General features: G+C 66.0%; 17 protein-coding genes. 11 read left to right on the top strand and 6 right to left on the bottom strand.

Annotation, left to right across the window (positions count from 1 at the left end):
• Window positions 1–318: 318 nt before the first annotated feature.
• From dinB to FHT09_RS01325, 4 genes are all read left to right on the top strand, one after another.
• Window positions 319–1,398: a DNA polymerase IV gene (gene dinB, locus FHT09_RS01310; RefSeq protein WP_104605933.1), complete on the top strand. Its 1,080-nt coding sequence runs from the start codon at window positions 319–321 to the stop codon at window positions 1,396–1,398.
• A 183-nt stretch (window positions 1,399–1,581) separates the two neighbouring features.
• Window positions 1,582–2,232 (top strand): phosphoglycolate phosphatase, encoded by a 651-nt coding sequence (gph, locus tag FHT09_RS01315; RefSeq protein WP_104605932.1) that lies wholly within the window; start codon window positions 1,582–1,584, stop codon window positions 2,230–2,232.
• A gap of 399 nt (window positions 2,233–2,631) precedes the next feature.
• Complete coding sequence (locus tag FHT09_RS01320; protein ID WP_104605931.1) at window positions 2,632–4,875, top strand: TonB-dependent siderophore receptor; 2,244 nt, start codon at window positions 2,632–2,634, stop codon at window positions 4,873–4,875.
• Between the two features lie 50 nt (window positions 4,876–4,925).
• Window positions 4,926–5,879, top strand: coding sequence for an alpha/beta hydrolase-fold protein (locus tag FHT09_RS01325; RefSeq protein ID WP_258077203.1), 954 nt, complete (start codon window positions 4,926–4,928; stop codon window positions 5,877–5,879).
• Window positions 5,880–5,997: 118 nt separating this feature from the next.
• Here the strand turns inward: FHT09_RS01325 and FHT09_RS01330 are convergent, their stop codons facing one another.
• Window positions 5,998–6,390 (bottom strand): TfoX/Sxy family protein, encoded by a 393-nt coding sequence (locus FHT09_RS01330; protein WP_104605929.1) that lies wholly within the window; start codon window positions 6,388–6,390, stop codon window positions 5,998–6,000.
• Window positions 6,387–6,869 (bottom strand): GAF domain-containing protein, encoded by a 483-nt coding sequence (locus FHT09_RS01335; protein ID WP_055824820.1) that lies wholly within the window; start codon window positions 6,867–6,869, stop codon window positions 6,387–6,389. Before FHT09_RS01335 ends, FHT09_RS01330 begins: the two co-directional genes overlap by 4 nt.
• Window positions 6,870–6,985: 116 nt before the next feature.
• Between FHT09_RS01335 and bioD the strand changes: the two genes are divergently transcribed.
• On the top strand, window positions 6,986–7,660 hold the full coding sequence (gene bioD, locus FHT09_RS01340; RefSeq protein WP_104605928.1) for a dethiobiotin synthase: 675 nt from the start codon (window positions 6,986–6,988) through the stop codon (window positions 7,658–7,660).
• Between the two features lie 275 nt (window positions 7,661–7,935).
• Here bioD and FHT09_RS01345 read toward each other — a convergent pair whose 3' ends face one another.
• A complete protein-coding gene (locus FHT09_RS01345) occupies window positions 7,936–8,298 on the bottom strand; it encodes a phasin family protein (RefSeq protein WP_104605927.1) in 363 nt (120 codons plus the stop codon).
• Window positions 8,299–8,490: 192 nt separating this feature from the next.
• Window positions 8,491–8,844, bottom strand: a complete 354-nt coding sequence (gene queD / locus FHT09_RS01350; RefSeq protein WP_016900974.1) for a 6-carboxytetrahydropterin synthase QueD — start codon at window positions 8,842–8,844, stop codon at window positions 8,491–8,493.
• A gap of 283 nt (window positions 8,845–9,127) precedes the next feature.
• On the opposite strand from queD, the gene FHT09_RS01355 reads away from it, so the two are divergent.
• Both FHT09_RS01355 and FHT09_RS01360 read left to right on the top strand, forming a co-directional pair.
• Window positions 9,128–11,749 (top strand): TonB-dependent receptor, encoded by a 2,622-nt coding sequence (locus FHT09_RS01355; protein ID WP_181141293.1) that lies wholly within the window; start codon window positions 9,128–9,130, stop codon window positions 11,747–11,749.
• A gap of 108 nt (window positions 11,750–11,857) precedes the next feature.
• Window positions 11,858–14,143 (top strand): transferrin receptor-like dimerization domain-containing protein, encoded by a 2,286-nt coding sequence (locus FHT09_RS01360; protein WP_104605925.1) that lies wholly within the window; start codon window positions 11,858–11,860, stop codon window positions 14,141–14,143.
• A 155-nt stretch (window positions 14,144–14,298) separates the two neighbouring features.
• Here FHT09_RS01360 and FHT09_RS01365 read toward each other — a convergent pair whose 3' ends face one another.
• Window positions 14,299–15,687 carry a DEAD/DEAH box helicase gene (locus FHT09_RS01365; protein ID WP_104536350.1) on the bottom strand — a complete coding sequence of 463 codons (1,389 nt, stop codon included), beginning with the start codon at window positions 15,685–15,687 and terminating at the stop codon, window positions 14,299–14,301.
• A gap of 309 nt (window positions 15,688–15,996) precedes the next feature.
• Between FHT09_RS01365 and FHT09_RS01370 the strand changes: the two genes are divergently transcribed.
• Both FHT09_RS01370 and maiA read left to right on the top strand, forming a co-directional pair.
• Entirely contained in the window at window positions 15,997–17,055 is a 1,059-nt protein-coding gene (locus FHT09_RS01370; RefSeq protein ID WP_181141295.1) for a fumarylacetoacetate hydrolase family protein, read from the top strand.
• Window positions 17,056–17,098: 43 nt separating this feature from the next.
• A complete protein-coding gene (gene maiA / locus FHT09_RS01375) occupies window positions 17,099–17,761 on the top strand; it encodes a maleylacetoacetate isomerase (RefSeq protein ID WP_104605923.1) in 663 nt (220 codons plus the stop codon).
• Between the two features lie 607 nt (window positions 17,762–18,368).
• Here maiA and FHT09_RS01380 read toward each other — a convergent pair.
• A complete protein-coding gene (locus tag FHT09_RS01380) occupies window positions 18,369–19,502 on the bottom strand; it encodes a PilT/PilU family type 4a pilus ATPase (RefSeq protein ID WP_104605922.1) in 1,134 nt (377 codons plus the stop codon).
• A gap of 98 nt (window positions 19,503–19,600) precedes the next feature.
• On the opposite strand from FHT09_RS01380, the gene FHT09_RS01385 reads away from it, so the two are divergent.
• Complete coding sequence (locus tag FHT09_RS01385; protein WP_104605921.1) at window positions 19,601–19,984, top strand: DUF4398 domain-containing protein; 384 nt, start codon at window positions 19,601–19,603, stop codon at window positions 19,982–19,984.
• Window positions 19,981–20,871 (top strand): hypothetical protein, encoded by an 891-nt coding sequence (locus FHT09_RS01390; RefSeq protein ID WP_104605920.1) that lies wholly within the window; start codon window positions 19,981–19,983, stop codon window positions 20,869–20,871. The genes FHT09_RS01385 and FHT09_RS01390 overlap by 4 nt, the downstream gene beginning before the upstream one ends.
• Window positions 20,872–21,125: the final 254 nt, after the last annotated feature.

The raw sequence follows: 21,125 nt of genomic DNA on the forward strand, positions 1-21,125 counted from the left end.
CGAAAGGCGAGGCCGGCAAGGGTGCATGAGAGCGCGCGGTTCAATCAAACGTTTTATCCGTACGCATGCGTGCTGTTTTCGGCCGATTGCGCAGTGCGGCAAGCGCGTTGTGCGGACAGCATCCAACGCAGGTGACGGTGTCCAGCGGGTGCCGGTCAGGCATGCGTACTGGTGTGGGGCAGCGCAGAGACAGATGCTGCGCAGCGTCCCGCCAGCGCTTGCGTCCGTTCGCGCACGGGCTGGCCCATGGGGGCGGCGCAATTGGTGAGACGCGGCTGATTTATCATTGTCCAACGCTTTCGGAGAGACGCCAGCTTGATGCGCAAGATCGTGCACGTGGACATGGATGCGTTCTACGCGTCCGTGGAGCAACGTGACGATCCATCGCTGCGCGGCAAGCCGGTGGTGGTGGCCTGGCGCGGTGCGCGTTCGGTGGTGTGTGCGGCTTCGTACGAAGCGCGCACCTATGGCATCCGTTCGGCCATGCCGGCGCTGCGTGCCGAGCGTCTGTGTCCGGATGCGGTGTTCGTGCCGCCGGATTTTGCGCGCTACAAGGCGGTGTCGCGGCAGGTACGCGAGATCTTTCATCGGCATACCGATCTGGTCGAGCCGTTGTCCCTGGACGAAGCCTACCTGGATGTCACGCAGGCCAAGACCGGCATGCAACTGGCCACCGAAATCGCGCAGCTGATCCGCACCCAGATCCGCGAGGAAACCCAACTCACCGCATCGGCCGGCATTGCACCGAACAAGTTCCTGGCCAAGATCGCCTCGGACTGGCGCAAGCCCGATGGGCAGTTCGTCATTGCGCCCAGTCGGGTGGATGCGTTCCTGTTGCCGCTGCCGGTCAATCGCATTCCCGGCGTGGGCAAGGTGATGGATGGCAAGTTGGCGGCGCTGGGCATCGTCACCGTCAGCGACCTGCGGCTGCGCCCCCTGGAGGAACTGCAGGCGCATTTCGGCAGCTTCGGGCAAAGCCTGTACCGGCGCGCACGCGGCATCGACGAGCGCCCGGTCGAGCCGGATCAGGAGGTGCAGTCGGTGTCCTCGGAAGATACCTTCAGCGAGGACATCGCGCTGGAGGCACTGGATCCGCACATCCTGCGCCTGGCCGAAAAGACCTGGCTGGCCACGCGGCGCACCGAGCGCGTCGGGCGCACCGTGGTTCTCAAGTTGAAGACCTCCAACTTCCGTATCCTGACCCGCTCGTACACGCCAGATCAGCCCCCGGCCTCGCTGGAGGCATTGGCGGACATTGCGCTGGCGCTGACCCGGCGCGTGGAACTGCCCGAGGACACGCGCTACCGCCTGGTCGGGGTGGGATTGAGCGGTTTCAGCGGTGCGGAAGAGGGGGTTGTGCAGGGCGAGTTGTTTGGCGATACGCCGCAGGCGCAGTGATGGCGACGCGTCGCGCCTGCCGCGCCGCGGACGGGCGTGGTGCATGCAGCGATGATTGCAGTCACCTGCGTATCAGCACCTGTCTCGACGCTTGCATCGGCCGTCTGTATCGCGCCTTGGTGACATGTCCTGAATCCTGCAGCTCGTAAACTGCAATCCGCTCCCCCCAACGAGACCGTGCGCATGTTTCCGTATCCGCTGGCGATCTTCGACCTGGATGGCACGCTGGTGGACAGCGCACCCAATATCGCCGAAGCGCTCAACGCCACCTTGCAGGAACTCGGACTGCAGCAATTCAGCGAGGCGACGATCCGCAGCTGGATCGGCGAAGGTGTGCACGTACTGCTTGCCACCGCCTTGCGCGAAGCCGGCGCCACCCACGATGCCGATACCGAGATGCCGGTGATGATGCGTCACTACCAGGCCTGCCTGCTGCACAACCCGCAGCTGTATCCCGGGGTTGCCGAGGCATTGGCCGGCCTGTGCGATGCCGGCGTCACGCTGGCGTTGTGCACCAACAAGCCCGCGCGCTTCATCGCGCCGCTGCTGGAGCATCTGGGCATCGCTACGCATTTCAGCAGTGTGCTCGGTGGCGATTCGCTGCCGCAGCGCAAACCCGATGCGGCGCCGCTGCTGCACCTGGCCATGCAGTTCCGGCACACACCGCAGCAGTGTCTGATGGTTGGCGATTCGGCCACCGATGCGGCCGCTGCGAACGCCGCGGCAATGCCGCTGGCGATGGTGCGTTACGGCTATCTGCGCGGCTTCGATGTGCGCAGCGCCGGTGCCGTGGCCATCGTCGATGACATGCGGCAATTGCTGGCATTGAAGTAAGGGGCGCGGTGGTAGTGGAGTGGGGTGCAGCCATGGTCCACACCGCGGCGTAGCAACCAACACCACCGTCGGCTGGCTGCGTTTGTTGCCTTGAATGATGGTCTTTTGCACGATGGCCGCATCGTCAGCAAGCTGCCGTGCACCCTCTCCGGTAGACGTCATTGGTGACGCCCGCGCTGCCAAAAGCCGCAACGCCTGCACCGCGCCAGCGCAACACTTTGATTTGAGAATGAATCGCATCTGTGTAGAATGCGCGGACAAGCTTGACTGCGTCAGCGCCGCGCACGCACGTCGCGCGCGGCGCTGCATGCATCACCCCCATCGTGTCACCTCAAGCCGTCGCCAGAGGTCCATCTCCTGTCGAGAGGTTTGAGAATGTCCGCATCACGCCGGTCATGGATGTCTGCGCCTGCACGTCGTCCCGTGTTGTCCCACCCTCAGCTGGTGCTGGCCATTGCTCTCGGTTGCGGCAGCTGCATCTGCAGCGCATCCGCCGAAGACGCCATAGCCGATGCGCAATCGCTGGACACCGTGCACGTCACCGCCGCGCAAATCGCACGCCAGGCCCTGGGGTCATCGGTGATTACCGCCGAAGACATCGAACGACGCCCACCGGTCAACGATCTGTCGCAGTTGCTGCGCACCATGCCGGGCGTCAATCTCACTGGCAACAGTGCCTCCGGCCAGTACGGCAACAACCGCCAGATCGATCTGCGCGGCATGGGTCCGGAAAACACGCTGATTCTGGTCGACGGCAAGCCGGTGGGATCGCGCGATGCGGTGCGCATGGGCCGCAGCGGCGAGCGCAATACGCGCGGCGACACCAATTGGGTGCCGGCCGAAGCGGTGGAGCGCATCGAGGTGCTGCGCGGCCCGGCCGCGGCACGTTATGGTTCCGGTGCCTCCGGCGGTGTGGTCAACATCATCACCAAGAAGCCGACCGGCGACCTGACCGGCTCGATGACGGTGTTCGGCCTGGTGCCGCAGCACAGTGCCGAAGGCGGCGGCCAGCGGACGGGTTTCCAGCTCAGCGGACCGCTGACCGATACGTTCTCGTTCCGCCTCTACGGCAATCTCAACAAGACCGATCCGGATTCGCTGGATCTCAATCGCCGCTTTGCCAGCAGTGCCGCTGCGGTGCCGCCGGCCGGGCGCGAGGGCGTGCGCAACAAGGACATCAACGGCCTGCTGCGCTGGGATCCGACGGAAGGCCAGGTGATCGAACTCGATGCCGGCGTCAGCCGCCAGGGCAACCTGTACGCCGGTGATCGTGCGGTCAGCGCCGATGGTCTGGCCGGTGCAGATCTGGGTGCATTGTTCGGCAGCGAAACCAACACCATGCTCCGCCGCACCGCCTCGCTGACACATCGCGGCACCTGGGCGCTCGGCACCTCGCGCCTCACAGCCGCCTACGAAGGCACCGACAATACCCGCCTCAACGAAGGCCTGGCCGGCGGCCCCGAAGGCTCCATTGCCGCCAGCCTGCTCGATTCCACTGCCACCCTCGACAATCTCAACATCGACGGCGAATTCAACATGCCGCTGCAGGCCTGGGCCGAGCAGGTGCTGACGCTGGGCTTCGAGCGCCGCCAGAGCCGCCTCAGCGATGCGTATTCGATGTCGCAGACGGTGAGCGCCGGTGGCGGCTTTCCCGGTCTTGCCAACGGCACACGCAGCCCGCGCAGCGAGGCCACGCTCAGCGCGGTGTATCTGGAAGACAACATCTACGCCAGCGAGCGGCTGACGCTGACGCCGGGTGTACGGCTGGATCACCACAGCCAGTTCGGCAACAACCTCAGTCCCAGCCTCAACGTGCAGTACAAACTCAGCGAAGACTGGTTGCTCAAGGGCGGTATCGCGCGTGCCTTCAAGGCACCCAACCTGTATCAGTCCAACGCCAACTATCTGTATTACACGCGCGGCAACGGCTGCCCGGTGCTGTTCCCCAGTCTCGGCTCCGGCTGCTACATCCAGGGCAACGACGAGCTCGACCCGGAGACCAGCATCAACAAGGAAATCGGCATCGAGTGGGCACCGCAGACCGGTCACCATGCGTCGTTGACGTACTTCCACAATGCCTACGACGACAAGATCGTCGCCGGCATGGTGCCGGTGGGTGTCACGGCCGACCGGCGCGGGCAGGTGTTCCAGTGGACCAACGCATCGGAAGCGATCGTGCAGGGCGTGGAAGGCAATCTCACCCTGCCGCTGCTGGGCGAGCAGGGCCGCGAGCTGAAGTGGAACACCAATGTCACCTACATGATCGAGAACAAGAACACCGCGACCGATCAGCCGCTGTCGGTGATCCCCGAATACACCGTCAACACCACGCTGGATTGGCAGCCGACCCAGGCGTTGTCGCTGCTGCTCACCGGGACCTTCTACGGCAAGCAGGAATCGGCCACGCAATCGAGCACCAGCGGCGGCGCCATCGCCCCCGACTCGCGCGACCCCTACGACCTGTGGGGTATCAGTGCGCGTTACCGCATCACCCGCAAGGTCAGCGTGGGCGTCGGTGTGGACAATCTGTTCGACACCCGCCTGTTCCGCGAGGGCACCAACAACACCGGCGGCGCGGCGGGTGCAGCCACCTACAACGAACCCGGTCGCGCGTATTGGGCGAGCCTGAGTTTCGGTTTCTGACAGCGATGCGGCGCCGCGTGCGAACGTGCGCGCCGCAACAGGAGAGTGCAATGACCCGACAGCAGCGTTGGCGGTTTGCGTGTGCCGGTGTGCTGATGTGGATCGTCGGCGCTGTGCCGGCGTTCGCACAGCCGGACCTGAGCCGCACGATCGGCAGCACCGTCGCCGATCGTCCCAGTAACGCGTATGTCTTCAGCGCATTGCGCCTGGATTCGGCCGATGGCCAGCGCCATTACCGTGTGCGCATTGCCACCCCCAAAGCTGCGCCACCGGCTGCGGGGTATCCAGTGGTGTATCTGCTGGATGGCAATGCCGCACTGATGGAACTGGATGAACGCCTGCTCGACAGCCTGTCCACGCACGGCGATGCGCCGGTGCTGGTGTTCATCGCCGACGACAGCGCGTTGCGCATCGATGCGGTGGGGCGCAGCCTGGACTACACGCCTGCGCGCTACAGCGACGGGCGGGTGGAAACCGATCCGCTCGACCCGCAGCGCAGAACCGGCGGTGCGGCGGCGTTCGCGCAACTGATCGCAACAGGCATTCGCCCGCAGGTGGAAGCGCGCGTGGCGGTGGATCGTCAGCGGCAGACGTTATGGGGCCATTCGTATGGCGGGCTGTTCGTGCTGCAGGTGTTGCTGACGCAGCCGCAGCTGTTCCAGCACTACGTCGCGGTCGATCCATCGCTGTGGTGGGGCGATGGGTTTGTCGTCCAGCAGGCGCAGCGCGTGGTCGACCATGCACGGGAGGGTTCGGCAGGCACGCAGCCATCCAGGCGTCGCCTCACGCTGATGGCAGGCGAGGGCGGACCACCGGCGCAGCCCGCAAAACCGGATCGTCCGGGGCGGCCACGTGCAGAGCCACAGGCCGCACAACGCCTCGTCGCGCTGCTGTCGTCGTTACCCGGTCTCACCGCCGACTATCAACCGCTACCAGGCCTCAGCCATGGCCAGACGTTGGGCGCATCGCTCGCGCCAACGTTGCGGGATGCAGCGACGCGTTGATGAAGTGAGATCAAGCAAGCAGTCGAAGATAAACCGCTCCAGACATCGACAAGCACGCTGTTGCCGGTCGCAGCGCTAGCGCCATGCGCATGCAGCGGTGGCCACTCGGCGCAGGCACTCAGTCGTCGCGCGTCTCGCGCAGGTCTGCAGTGTCGTCGTCTGCTTCGCCCAGGTCGCCGTGCGTGTCGTCGTTGTCGGCGCGGGCGTAGTGCACGGTTTCCACCGGCCCACCGACCGCGCGGCCGCGCACCGGCAATAGCGCACTGGCCGCTTCGTATTCGGCCAGCAAGGCATGCCGGCGCGCTTCCGGCACGTCCTGCCAATGGCAGTCGGTCAACGCGCCTTCCAGCGAATACAGCAGGTTGAGGCTGGGCTTGAAGCCGGCACGGCGTACTTTGACGAATGCACCCACCGCACCAACCGCCTGCAGATCCTGCTGCGTGCGCAGGCCGACCTGGCGCAACCACGCGGCACTTTTCGGGCCGATATTGCGCAGCCGTTCGGTGGTCACGTCAGCGCGCCGACAAAGACCTGTGCAATGGCTTCCAGGCCGCGCTGATCGTCGGCGTCGAAGCGATCCAGCTCCGGGCTGTCCAGATCCAGCACGCCGATCAGCGCATCGCCCTTCACCAGCGGAATCACCAGCTCAGAGCGCGAGGCCGAATCGCAGGCGATATGCCCGGGGAAGGCGTCCACGTCGGCAATGCGCTGACTCTGCCGGGTGCTGGCAGCCGCGCCGCAGACGCCCTTGTCCAGCGGAATGCGTACGCAGGCCGGCAAGCCCTGGAACGGCCCCACCACCAGCTCGCGGCCGTCGTAGAAATAGAAGCCGGCCCAGTTGAGCGACGGCAACGAATTGAAGATCAGCGCCGCCAAGTTGGCGGCATTGGCGATCCGGTCCGGCTCGCCATGCACCAGTGCCTGGGCCTGGGCGGTGAGCTGGGCGTATTGTTCCGGCTTGCTGCCGGTCAGCGAAGAGGTTGCGAACATGGCCGAAGTTTAGCAGCGGCCATCCGCAGCGGCATTGCGACTCAGCCGTGCGTTTGGATCGGCACGCTATGCTGCGCGCCCCACGGCAACCGCGGCGCGGCCGCAGGACCACACCCATGCAGCTTCCGGCGTTGTATGTCACCGGCACCGACACCGGCATCGGCAAGACCATGGCCAGCACCGCGCTGCTGCACGCGCTGCGCAAGCAAGGGCACACGGCGGTCGGCATGAAGCCGGTGGCCAGCGGTTGCGAGAACACACCGCTGGGCTGGCGCAACGAGGACGCGCTGGCGCTGCAGACCGCCAGCGACCCGCAACCCGATTACGCCACCCTCAATCCCTATGCCTTGCCGGCACCGCTGGCGCCGGAACTGGCCGCCGCCGATGTCGGGGTGACCCTGTCGCTGGAACCGATCGCCCAGGCCTTCGCGCAATTGCGCGCGCAGGCCGAGGTGGTGGTGGTGGAAGGTGTGGGCGGCTGGGCCGCGCCATTGAGCGCGGATCTTGACCAGGCCGATCTGGTACGTGCGCTCAAGCTGCCCGTCGTGCTGGTGGTCGGCATCCGGCTGGGCTGCATCAATCACGCGCGTCTGACCGCTGCAGCGATCGCTGCCGACGGGCTGAACTGTATCGGCTGGATCGCCAACGAGGTCGACCCGCAGATGGAGCGCATCGGGGAGAACATCGGCATGCTGCGCCAGCGCCTGGCGATGCCGTGCTGGGGCCGGATCGCCTGGCGGCCGGACGCAGATGCCGCGGCGCAATCGCTGGGGCTGCACGTGCCGGTCTGAATGACATGGGACATCTGGCGACCGCGTAACTGCTGCGCGATGCGCTCGGCTACCAGGATCCCCAGACGCTGTTCGAAGCTTGCGCGCAGTGCGGCACTCGCACTGCGTCCCGGTGTTTCCATGGCATGCCTGCGCAGCGCCGCCATACCGCCTGTCGAATTGGCAGCACGCGCAATGCCCAGACAATAAAAAAGCCCGACAGAGGGAGGGATCTGTCGGGCCGGATTGCATGGGGGGAGGGACCCATGCAAAGACGCTGAATTTTTTGTTGGCGGTTACGTGCGCCGGGTCCTGCCTTTGGCGGCCTGCTCGTTGTTGGCCTCGAACTGCTGCTTGGCCAGTTGGCCGAGCGCATCGGATGCCTTCAATCCCAGTCCGACCATTTCGTGATTCACCGAGGCCAGACGTTCCAGGTTGTCGCGGGCCAGTTGCAACCCCTTCGGCCAGAGCGTCTGGTAGGCGCCCAGGTCGCGGGCCTGGGCAAATTCACCGAAGAAGCTGGTGGTCGCACTGACGTTGCGTTCGAGCGTCTTCAGCTGCAGGCCAAACGCGTTTTCCGCGTGTTCCATCGCCAACTGGTTGGCGCGTGCCGCTGCGGAAGCGAAGCTGTTGAAGCCGTTTTCGAACTGCGCCGACATTGCGAACCCCTTGGGGAAGGCTGTGACCGTTGTTGCGTTGCAGCATACGCGGATATTGCTGCGATGCAACACGTTTGCTGAAAGTTTCCAAAAGCGTCTGCAAAGCCTTTTGAAATCAATCCATTGTCCATGCTGCAGAAATGGCAAAGCCGCCCTGGCGGCGGCCTTGCGTCACATGACTGCGCTGCGCGATCAGCCGCGATAGCGGCAGCCGGAGGTGCAGGTTTCGTGCACCACGATCTCGCTCAGCTGCGGCAGCGCCGGCTTGAGCTGGTTCCAGATCCAGATCGCCAGCCGCTCGCTGGTCGGGTTTTCCAGTCCCTCGATATCGTTGAGGTAGTGGTGGTCCAGGCGATCGTAGATCGGTTGGAAGGCGGCCTTGATGTCGCCGAAATCCATGATCCAGCCGGTCTGCGCGCCGGGTTCGCCGCTGACATGCAGCTCGACCCGGAACGAATGCCCGTGCAGGCGGGCGCACTTGTGGCCGGGCGGCACATTGGGAAGCCGATGCGCGGCTTCGAGCGTAAAGACTTTGAAGATATCCATGCGCGACATTGTAAGTGCGCCGATGCCTGCCGGGCTGACCGGTCGCGGCGGCACGGCGCATCTGGGCCCTCGCGTGGCACCACGGCACGCCCGGCCGCGTCGCGCAGGAGCGCCGCCCGGCCGCACGCTTTCCGATGCGCGTCCTACCGCGTCCTACCGCGTCCGGCCAGCGGCGTGTGTCATGGCGCGTCATATCTCTATGCAAATCTGTAATTTTTGTTAATCGATCGCGCATGGCCCACTGCAAAACCCCCATTCATGGATGCCGTGCGTGAAGCGCCCGATGCCTTATCTGCTGTCTGCTGCCGTTCTGTCGGCGCTGATTCCCCTTGCCCATGCCGACGACGCGACACCCGACACGGGCAAGACCCTGGCCACCGTCAGCGTCACCGGTTCCAACATCAAGCGCACCGACAGCGAAGGCCCGAACCCGGTGCAGGTGATCGACCGCCAGCAGCTGGAGCAGTCCGGCAAGGTCACCGTGGCCGACGCGCTGCGCTCGATCTCGGCCAACACCGGCAACGCCACCAACGAAACCACCAACAACGGCTGGGCATCCGGCTCGGCAGGCATCGGCCTGCGCGGGCTGTCGCAGAAGAACACCCTGGTGCTGCTCAACGGACGCCGCCTGGCCAACTACGGCTTTCCCGCCAATGGCCTGGGCGACACCTTCGTCAACCTCAACGCATTGCCGCTGGTGGCGGTGGAACGCATCGAAGTGCTCAAGGACGGCGCCTCTGCCGTATACGGCTCCGACGCGGTGGCCGGGGTGGTCAACATCATCACCCGCCAGGATTTCCAGGGCGCCGAGCTGGGCCTGAGCGGCGGTACCTCCGATCAGGGCGGCATGGACACCCAGCGCGCCAAGTTCATCGGCGGCATCGGCGACCTGGACCGCGACGGCTACAACATCCTTTTCAGTTTCGACGCCTATAACCGCGACCGGCTGGATCAGGATCAGCGCGAGCTGACCCGTTCGGGCATCTACACCGACCTGCCCGGCGGGCGCTGGAACGGCTGGTCGGCCAAGGGCGCGCGTTATCTGGTCGGCGGTCGCTCGGTGCCGATGCTGGATGCGCAAGGCAATTGCCCCGCGGGTACGGTGCTCACCGCCAGCGCGCCGATCGACGGCCTGGCCGGCGATACCTGCGGCTTCAACCAGGCTCCATTCACTACGCTGATTCCCTCGACCAAGCGCTATCAGGCCTACACCAACGCCACCTTCCGGCTCAGCGACACCGTCGAAGCCTTCGGCGAGGCGCTCTACAGCGAGGTCAAGGGCGTGTCGATCTTCGGCTCCAGCCCGTACTTCACCCTGGAAGGCGGCCGCTTCGCCTTGAATGCCACCAGCGGGCTGGCCGAGCCGGTGTCCAACCTGTTGCCGGCCTCCAGCCCGTACAACCCGTACGGCACTGCGGTGCCGATCGAATACACCTTCTTCGACCTAGGCCAGACGGTCAAAACCAATCGCTCGCAGTCCTACCGTTTTCTCGGCGGCGTGCGCGGCAAGAGCGAGCGCTGGGACTGGGAGGCGGCTGCGTTCGCCGCACGCAGCACCGAGCACGAGACCGTGTCCGGCGGTTTCGCCAACCGCTTCACGCTGGCGCAGGCGCTGGCCGACGGCAGCTACAACCTGCTCAACCCGTCCGCCACGCCGCAGTCGGTGATCGACGGCATCAACCTCAGCACGCTGCGCCCGGCGCAATCGACCTTGCGCGGCGTCGATGCCAAGGTGTCCGGCAACCTGTTCGAGCTGCCGGCCGGCAGCGTCGGGTTCGCTGCCGGTGCCGAGTGGCGGCAGGAGGAGCTGGTCTCGCGCAATCCCTGGCAGATCGACCAGGGCCTGCAGATCCGCCCCGCAATTGCCGCGGTGGATGGCGAGCGCCGGGTGTCGGCGCTGTATGCCGAGGTCAACCTGCCGCTGCTGCGATCGCTGGAACTGCAGCTGGCCGGGCGCGGCGATCACTACAGCGATTTCGGCGAGGCGTTTTCGCCCAAGGCCAGCCTGCGCTGGCAACCGCTGGACGCCGTGCTGGTGCGCGCGGCCGCCTCGCGCGGCTTCCGCGCACCGTCGTTGTCGGAGAATGCGGCCAGCACGAATATTTCCTACGGCTCGGTGGTCGACCCGTTCGATCCGGACGTGCCGGGCTCGCGCCAGAACCCGACCTTCTTCACCGTCGGCAACACCGCGCTCGAACCCGAGCGCACGCGCAGCTACAACCTGGGCGTGGTGCTGTCGCCGTGGGCCGACACCAGCCTGAGCGTGGACTGGTACAAGATCGAACTGGAGAATCTGGTCGGCACCGGCAACAACGCCACCATCGTGCAGACCAACGACCCGGCCGACGTCATCCGCAACGAGCGCGGCACGCTGGTGGCGGTGTACAACCGCTACCAGAACCTCAGCGAGCTGACGACCTCGGGGATCGATGTGGAACTGCGCCAGCGCTGGCGCACCGAAGCGGCCGGCAACTTCGGCCTCAATACCGCCTACACCCATGTGCGCGATTACCGCCGTCCCACCGTGGTCGGTGGCCCGTTGCAGGATTACGCCGGCAGCAATCTCGGCCCGTCGTTGCCACGCAACAAGGCGACCACCACGCTGGACTGGAACCTGGGCACCGTCAGCGCCGCACTGACCTGGTACTACACCGGCGGCTACGACCAGAAGGCCAGCACGGCGGCCAGTGCCGTGCAGTCGCGCGTGGGCGACTACAACCAGTTCGACCTGTATCTGGGTTACAGCGGGATCGACAAGCTCACCCTGTACGCCAAGATCGAGAACCTGGCCGACAAGCAGCCGCCGGTCGATGCCTCGTTTCCGGGCATTCGTGCGCCTTACGACTTCACCCAGTACGACCTGCGCGGGCGCTACTTCACCGTTGGCCTGGACTATCGCTTCTGATCGGCATACGCACGGCCCATGCACGCTTGTGCGATGGTGCGTGCGTGCTCCAGCGTGCTGTCTCAACCCAATCGCTGTTCGCCCCCGGACACTCTTCAAGGAACTCCGATGACGTCTTCGCAGCATGCCTGGCTGCTCGCCCTGGCCTTTGTCGCACCTTCCCTTGCCGCCCAACCTGCGGCCCAACCCGCCGCGCTGCCGGGTTACGACGCCGCTGCCGCACAGGCGCAACGCGCGCTGGAAGCGCGTTTCGATAGCGGCCTGAAGGACGCCGATTATCGCGGCTGGTTGAAGCAATGGGCGTCGGCGCCGAACCATGTCGGCGCGCCGCACAACCTGGAAAATGCCCGCGATCTGCAAAGCCGCCTGCGCGGCTATGGGTGGGACGCGCGCATCGAAACCTTCGAGGTGCTGTGGCCCTCGCCCAGGAGCTCGCAGCTGGAGTTGCTCGGGGCCAAGCCGTATGTCGCGCGTCTGAAGGAGCCGCCGTTGCCGGGCGATAGCACCTCCACCCAGACCGAAAACGTTCTGCCGCCGTATGTGATCTACGGCGGCCACGGCGATGTCACCGGCGATCTGGTTTACGTCAATTACGGCATCGCCGAAGACTATGAAGCGCTGGCGCGCAACGGCGTGGATGTGCGCGGCAAGATCGTCATCGCCCGCTACGGCAAGGGCTGGCGCGGGCTCAAGCCGCGGCTGGCGCAGGAGCATGGCGCCATCGGCGCGATCATCTATTCCGATCCGCGCGACGACGGTTATTTTCAGGATCGGGCATATCCGGATGGCCCGGCGCGTAATCAGTGGAGCGTGCAACGCGGCTCGGTCGCCAACTTCGCGATCTATCCCGGCGATCCGCTGACGCCGGGCGTCGGCGCCAGCAAGGGCGCCAAACGCCTGAAGGTCGACCAGGCCGGCAGCGTGTTGAAGATTCCGACCCTGCCGATCAGTTGGGGCGACGCGCAACCCTTGCTGGCCGCGCTGGGCGGGCCGGTGGCACCGGAGGACTGGCGCGGCGCGCTGCCGATCACCTACCGCATCGGCGGCGACGACACCGCGCGCGTGCATCTCAAGGTGGATGCGGAGTGGGGCAGCAAGACCATCTACAACGTCATCGCCATCCTGCGTGGCAGCGAGTCTCCGGACCAGTGGGTGGTGCGCGGCAATCACCGCGACGGCTGGGTGTTCGGTGCGGCCGATCCGCTGTCGGGGACCACCGCCTTGCTGGCCGAAGCCAAGGCGATCGGCGAACTGGCCAGGCAGGGGCAGCGCCCCAAGCGCACGCTCGTCTATGCCAGTTGGGACGGCGAGGAGGCCGGCCTGCTCGGCTCCACCGAATGGGCCGAACAGCATGCCGACGAACTGCGCCGCAAGGCGGTGCTGTACGTCAACACCGACGGCAACGGGCGCGGCTTTCTCAATGCCGGCGGCAGCCATGCGTTGCAACGCCTGGTCAACGGCGTGGCGGCGGATCTGCGCGACCCCGACAGCGGCGTGAGCGTGCTCGAACGGCAACGCGCCCGTGCCCGTATCGATGCGCTGGCGCCCACCGCCAAGCCGGCGCAAAAAGACATCGCCAAGCAGGTCGCATCCGGCGGCGACGTGCCGCTCAAGGCGCTCGGCTCGGGCAGCGACTACAGCCCGTTCCTGCAGCATCTGGGGCTGACCACGCTGGATCTGGGCTATGGCGGGCAGGGCGGCGGCAGCGGTGTCTATCACTCGCTGTATGACTCCTACGATTATTTCGCGCGCTACATCGACCCGGACTTCAGCTATCTGCCGCTGTTGTCGCAGACGGTCGGCCGCACGGTGCTGCGCGTCGCCAACGCGCCAGTGTTGCCGCAACGCTTCGGCGATTTCGCCGACGCGGTGGCCGGCTACGCGCAGGAGCTCAAGCAGCAGGCCGACAGTGACCGCACTGCCGCCCGCACCCAGGCCGAGTTGTTGCAGGCCGGTGCCTATGCGGCCGTCGACAACCCGAACCGACCGCAACGTGCGCCCGAGCCGAAAGCCGCGGTGCCGCAGGTCGACTTCGCCGCACTGGATCAGGCCATTAGCCGCCTGCAAACCAGCGCCAGACGCTATGACGATGCACTGGCATCGCGCGGCGGCGCATTGGATGCACGCGTGCGCGGCAAGCTCAATGCCTCGCTGCAGCGCATCGATCAGACCCTGCTGGCCAAAGGCGGTCTGCCGGGACGGCCGTGGTACCGGAACCTGATCTATGCACCGGGTCTGGCCACCGGATACGAGGTCAAGACCTTGCCCGGCATCCGCGAAGCGCTGGAAGACCGGCGTTGGGAGGATCTGAGCGCCTACATCGTGCAGACCGCCGCGGTGCTGGACCGGTATCGCGAGGCGATCGATCGCAATACCGCGTTGATCGAAGGCTAGGGGCGTGACGGATTGCGTCGAAGGTTGACGCGCAGTCGCGTTTGCACCACATCGTCCGCATCGCCTGTGCAGCGCCCACAAAAAAGCCGCCCCGAAAGGCGGCTTTTTTTCAGTTCAACGCAGAGCTGGGCGCCGGTCGCACTGGCGCCCTGGCGTCAGCGCGTGCCGCCCGGACGCTGACCGCCACGGCCACCATCGCGACGGCCTGCACCGGCACCGGCGGCAACCCCGGCCTGACGCGGACCACCGCTGCGCTGGCCACCCGGCTTCTTCGGGCCGGCATGCGCATGCGCCTGACGCGGTGCATCGCCATGCGGACGACGGGCGTGGCTCTTGCGCGGGGCGCGATCGCCACCCGGCTGCTCGGCACGACCCGGCGCGCTGTTGCCCCAACGGATCGGGGTCTGCGGCTCGTAGCCTGGCACGTCGCGGATTTCCACGTCGCGGCCGAGCATGCGCACGATCTGGCGCAGCAGCTTGGCTTCGTCCTGCGCCACCAGCGAGATCGCCTCGCCGGTGGAACCGTTACGGCCGGTGCGGCCGATGCGGTGCACGTAATCCTCGGCCACCATCGGCAGATCGTAGTTGATGACCTTGGGCAACTGGTCGATGTCGATGCCGCGCGCGGCGATATCGGTGGCCACCAGCACGGTCACGCGGCCGGCCTTGAAGTCGCTCAGCGCGCGCATGCGCTGACCCTGGCTCTTGTTGCCGTGGATCGCCGCGGTCTTGATGCCGGACTTCTCCAGGAACAGCGCCAGCTTGTCGCTGCCGTGCTTGGTGCGTGCGAACACCAGGGTCTGCTCGCGGCTGTCCTGCGCCAGCAGGTGCAGCAGCAGATCGCGCTTGCGTGCGCCATCGACCGGGTGCACGCGGTGGGTGATGCTCTCGGCCACGGTGTTGCTCGGGGTGACCTGGATCTGCATCGGGTTGCGCATGAACTCCAGCGCAAGCTGCTTGATGTTCTCCTCGAACGTCGCCGAGAACAGCAGGGTCTGACGGTCCTGGCGCGGCAGCTTGGTCAGGATGCGCTTGATCGACGGCAAGAAGCCCATGTCGAGCATGCGATCGGCTTCGTCCAGGATCAGCACTTCGATGCCGGACAGGTCCACGCTGCGACGCTCGATATGGTCGATCAGCCGGCCCGGGCAGGCGATCAGCAGGTCCACGCCGCGACGCAGCGTGTCGAGCTGGTTGCCCATGCCCACGCCGCCATAGATCACCGCGCTCGGGATGCGCAGGTACTTGCTATAGCCGCGCAGGCTGTCGTGCACCTGGGTGGCCAGTTCGCGGGTGGGGGTCAGGATCAGCGCGCGCGGCTTGCGCGGGCCGTTGACCGGCTGCGGCGAGGTGCCCAGGTGCTGCAGCAGCGGCAGGCCGAACGCAGCGGTCTTGCCGGTACCGGTCTGTGCGCCGGCCAGCAGGTCATGCCCTGCCAACACCAGCGGGATCGCCTGCTGCTGGATCGCGGTGGGGGTTTCGTAGCCCTGCTCGGCCAACGCGCGCAGCAGGAAGGGCGCCAGGCCCAGGGATTCAAAAGACATCGGAAAGCTCCAAGTAAAGCGTCGCCGCCAGGACAGGCCCGGAGCGCAAACGCATTGCAGATGCAAAAAAGTGAGGCTCGGAGCGTTCCCGTGAACCGCGCTGCGAGATGGTGGAACAACCCAATCTAAGGAGCGATGGGTTTGTCGGCACCACGAAAGACGTCGGGTGGGGCGGGCGAGCGGATCGATCGATCCTGGCCTCGCCGGCTGTCCCTAAGGGAAACGGACGGCCGCATGCAGACCGGGCCAGTGTACGCGCGTTTGGCGCGCTGCACAAAAGGCGAGTGGATCGGTTGGGCTGCGGGTCAGTTGTTTCAGTTGCAACCACTAGTGCGGCAGGCCGTACAATCGACCGATCAGCCACAGCACAGGACGGTCATGAAGCTAGGTTCCCTGAAGGAAGGCGGCCGCGATGGCTGCCTGATCGTGGTCGCGCGCGACCTGCGCACCGCGGTCCGCGCCACCGGCATCGCGCCGACGCTGCAGCGCGCGCTGGAAGACTGGAGCAATCTCGCGCCGCGCCTGAATGCCTTGTCGGCCTCGCTCAACGAGGGCAGTGCCGATGGCGTGTTCGATCTGGATCTGCAGGCGCTGGCCGCGCCGCTGCCGCGTGCCTACGAGTTCGTCGACGGCAGCGCCTACCTGCCCCATGTAGAGCGCGTGCGCCGCGCTCGCAATGCCGAGGTGCCGGAGAGCTTCTACACCGACCCGCTGATGTACCAGGCCACCAGCGCTGGGTTCTACGGCCCGCGCGATGCGATCAAGGTGATCAGCGAAGACCACGGCATCGATCTGGAAGCCGAACTGGTGGTGATCACCGACGATGTGCCGATGGGGGCCTCGCCCGAGCAGGCCGCCGAGCATATCCAGCTGGTCGGCCTGGTCAACGACGTGTCGCTGCGCAATCTGATCCCGGCCGAGCTCGCCAAGGGCTTCGGCTTCGTGCAATCCAAGCCGCGCTCGGCGCTGTCGCCGGTGTTCGTCACCGTGGATGAGTTGGGCCAGGCATGGCGCGACAACAAGGTGCATCTGCCGCTGGTCACCCACGTCAATGGCGCCTGGTTCGGCGCGCCGGAAGCCGGTGACGACATGCAGTTCGACTTCGCCCAGCTGATCGCCCACGCCGCCAGGACCCGGCCGCTCTCGGCCGGTGCCATCGTCGGCTCCGGCACCATCGCCAACCAGGACACCACGCTGGGCGCCTCGTGCTTTGCCGAACAGCGCGTGGTGGAAACCCTGCGCGACGGCACGCCAAGTACGCCGTTCCTGTCCTTCGGCGACGTGGTGCGGATCGAGATGTTCGCTGCCGATGGCGCCAGCATCTTCGGTGCGATCGAACAGCGCGTCGAACGTCAGCCGCTGCCATGACATCGGCAAGGGCGCCCGCACAACACCGCACGCGAGGCCGGGCATGAGCGCGCCACTGGAACTGTTCTCGTACTGGCGCTCCAGCGCCGCGTATCGCGTGCGCATCGGCCTGCACCTGAAGGCGCTGGCCTACCTCGCGCATCCGGTGCATCTGCTGCGCGACGGCGGCGAGCAGCATGCACCGGCCTATGCGCAGCTTAACCCGCAGGAACTGGTGCCCACGTTGCGGCATGGCGCGGTGGTGATTCCGCAGTCGCTGGCGATCCTGGAATATCTGGAAGACGCGTTTGCGGACAGTACGCAGCTGCTCCCCGCCACACCGGCCGCGCGCGCCCGCGTACGTGCCCTGGCGCAGGTGATCGCCTGCGACGTGCACCCGCTCAACAACCTGCGCGTCACCCAGTTTTTCGAGCGCGAATGGCAGCTGGATGCCGCGCAGCGCCAGCAATGGACGCGTCACTGGATGCAGCGCGGATTCTCCGCACTGGAAGCACAGTTGGCCAACGACGCGCAGACGGGCGAGTTCTGCCACGGGGACAGGCCGGGCCTGGCCGATTGCGTGCTGATTCCGCAGCTCTACAACGCGCGCCGTTTCAACGTCGATCTGACGGCGTATCCCATCCTGCAACGCATCGAACAGGCCTGCCTGGCAGTGCCGGCATTCGACGCCGCGCGGCCGGAAATGCAGGCTGACGCGGCAGTGTAGAAGCGGGGAGTTGCCGACCGCATCTGCCCTTCGGCAGCCTCCCGCAATGCTAGAGGGCACGCCAAGCCATCGACGCGCGTGCGGACCCTGACGCTCACGCCGGTCTACTGCAGGTCGCTGATCTGCGGCCGCGCTGCAGGGCCCTTGCCCGCCCACCATCGCGGGACACGCTGCAAGTACGTCCTTGTAAGCTCTTACGCGGCATCCATGCAACGTAAGGTCCCGCGACGGTGAGCGGGCAAGGACCAGTCGAGATGGTCGGTGTGCAGGGTTGCAAACAAGGCAGGATGTGCGTTTTTTCAATAACGCAGCGTCGGATCAGCTTCGCAACGCGAGGCGAGGCGATCAATCTGCAGGCTTTCAAAAAAGCTACCGATTAACTCTTTGGTGCGGTGTCCTCGCCGATTGCGGGACCGTGTGGCGGCATGGATGCCGCCACACGGTCCCCAGGGACGGGTTTACGGCGTGTCCCGCGAGCGGTGAGGGCACCGCGCCCTCGACCCACTCAGCGTTTGAGCTGGGCTTCTGGCTGCATCCACCAAAATGCGGCCTACAAAACCACTGCGCTCACCGCCCGGCGGCCGCACGCTAAATTTTGTTGGTCGCTCTAAACAAACCCGTGGCTGATCTTCGGCGCCGCTGCCGTTTCGTAATCCGCATACGGGTCGTGCTCGCCGGAGCCGCCTTCGGACAGGCGGAACTTCAACGCCAGGCCATCGCGCGAGTCGGCCGCGCGCAGCGCTTCCTCCTGCTCGATCTCGCCGGATTTGACCATGCGGAACAGGCATTGGTCGAAGGTCTGCACGCCTTCTTCCAGCGACTCTTCCATTGCCTGCTTGACCTCGTGCACCTGGCCGCGGCGCAGCAGGTCGCGGATCATCGGCGTGTTGAGCAGCACTTCGGTCGCCGGCCGGCGGCGTCCGTCCACGCCCTTGACCAGGCGCAGCGACACCACGGCGCGCAGGTTCAGCGCCAGGTTCATCAGCACGTTCTTGTGCGCGCTCTCGGGGAAGAAGTTGAGGATGCGCTCGATGGTCTGGTCGGCATTGTTGGAGTGCAGCGTCGCCAGGCACAGGTGGCCGGTCTCGGCAAAGGCGATCGCCGCCTCCATGGTCTCGGCATCCAGGATCTCGCCGATCAGGATCACGTCCGGCGCCTCGCGCATCGCGTTCTTCAGCGCGCTCTGGAAGGCGTGCGTGTCCAGGCCCACCTCGCGCTGGTTCACGATCGACATCTTGTGCTTGTGCAGATATTCGATCGGGTCCTCGATGGTGAGGATGTGCCCGGTGGTGGTGCTGTTGCGGTGGTCGATCATCGAGGCCAGCGAGGTCGACTTGCCCGAGCCGGTCGAGCCGACCACCAGCACCAGCCCGCGCGGGGTCATGATGACGTCCTTGAGCACCTGCGGCAGGTTGAGCTCTTCGATGCTGGGAATCCGGCTGCGGATGGCGCGGATCACCATGCCCACCTCGCCGCGCTGCTTGAACACGTTCACGCGGAAGCGTCCGGCGTCGGACAGGGCAATGGCCATGTTGAGCTCCAGCTCGCGCTCGAACTGCGGTACCTGGCCTTCGTCCATCAGTGAATAAGCGATTTTCTTGACCATTCCCGGCGGCAACCCCGTATTGCCGAGCGGGTAGAGCTTGCCTTCGATCTTGATGTACACCGGTGCGCCGGTGGTCAAGAACATGTCCGAGGCATTCTTTTCGGTCATCAGCTTCAGGAAGTAGCCGATATCCATGCGCAATGGTTCCCCAACAAACAGCAGCGTCTCGTTGCAAGTCCGCCGCAGGCTTCCGACAATGGCCGTGCTCAAGACTTCTCGCTACGGCTCCCCTAATGACGGCTAGCTTCGCATACTTGCGGCGATCCCTGTATGGCATCGCCTGTTTCATGGTTCTTTCCTCTCCTGCTGCCGCCCAGGTGGCACCGGAGCTCACCGCCGCCGAACAGGCCGTGCAACGCGCCACCCAGGCCGATGCTGACCAGTACGCCCCTGATCTGGTCAACCTGGCCCGCCAGGAACTGATGCAGGCCCAGCAGGCTCAACTGGACAAGCGCCAGCGCAAGCAGGTGCCGCAGCTCGCCTTGCGCGCAGCGGCCGACGCCGATCTGGCCAAGGCCCGCAGCGAAGAGGCAGTGGTCACCGCCCAGCTGGAGCAGCGGCGCAAGGAAGTGGCGCAACTGCAGAACAGCCTCAACACCGGGGAGGCCGGCCGATGAAACTGCGCCCGCTTCTCTATCTCGGTGTGCTGTGCCTGGCCACCCTGCCGCCGCTGGCGCTGGCTGCCAAGGACGACCCGCAGGCCGACGCGCTCAACCGGCGCTTGGCCATGTTGCAGAACGACCCGCAGACCAATGACCTGGCCCGCTTCGAGCGGCTGCAGGCGCAGCAGAGCGTGGCGGCGCTGGCCGAGGCCAAGCGTCGCGACCGCGACGAACTGGTGTTCCTGGCCGACCGCCGGGTCGAAATCGCCGAGCTCACCGCCCGCACCGCGTTGGCGCGGCGCGAGCTGGATCGACTGGAAGGCACCCGCAACGACCTGCTGATCGAGGCCAGCCGCCGTGACGCCGCGCGCGCGCGCCAGGAAGCCGAGCGTCTACGTGTGCAGACGCAGATCCAGGCCGAAGAGGCCGAGCGCATGCGTCAGGCCGCCGAACAGGAGACCCTGGCCCGCCAGGACGCCGAGCTGGCGCTGACCAGCGTGGCCGGCAAACAGACCGCCAAGCTCAATGCCGCCCAGCAAAAAGCGGTGCAACTGGCGCACGAGGAAGCCGAGCTGGTGGCCGGGGCCAAGTTACCGTCCGCCAAGTTCGACAGCCGCGGCGAAGTGTTTTCTCTCGGCACTGGCGCGTTTGGTGGCAAGTCTGTGCTGTCCGGCGATGCCGCAGGGCAGGCCAAGGCGCTGGCCGAGTATCTGAACATCGGCAAGAAAGGCCGGGTCAGCATCGTCGGCTACGACAGCGATGCCGCCACGGCCAAGAAGCGGGCCGAAGCGGTACGCGACGCGTTGGTGGCTGCCGGCGTCGCCAGTGCACGGCTGCAGGTCAATGGCAGCAAGGCCGCCGCCAGCAAGACGCGCGCTGCCGAGGTGGTTGTCTTGCCGTAATGCAAGTGGTTGGAAGTTAAGGTCTTTTAACCCAGGCATGACGCCTGGTTGAACCGCGGTCACTGATTGAGGCAGGGAACGGCAAAAGCAGCCGTTCTGGCCTTGAACCCCCTCCGCGACCGGCGTAGGGTCGTACTCCCGGGCAGCACTCCGCTGCCTGGAAGTACGGAGGGCCGGGCCAGTGACGCAAGGGCACGCATCAACGCAGTTCGGTGGACAGCTTGTTGGTTCCGCCAGTGCGCTTGCCATTGTGA

It is taken from the genome of Xanthomonas sp. CFBP 8152 (assembly GCF_014199025.1).
GTDB lineage: Bacteria > Pseudomonadota > Gammaproteobacteria > Xanthomonadales > Xanthomonadaceae > Xanthomonas > Xanthomonas arboricola_B.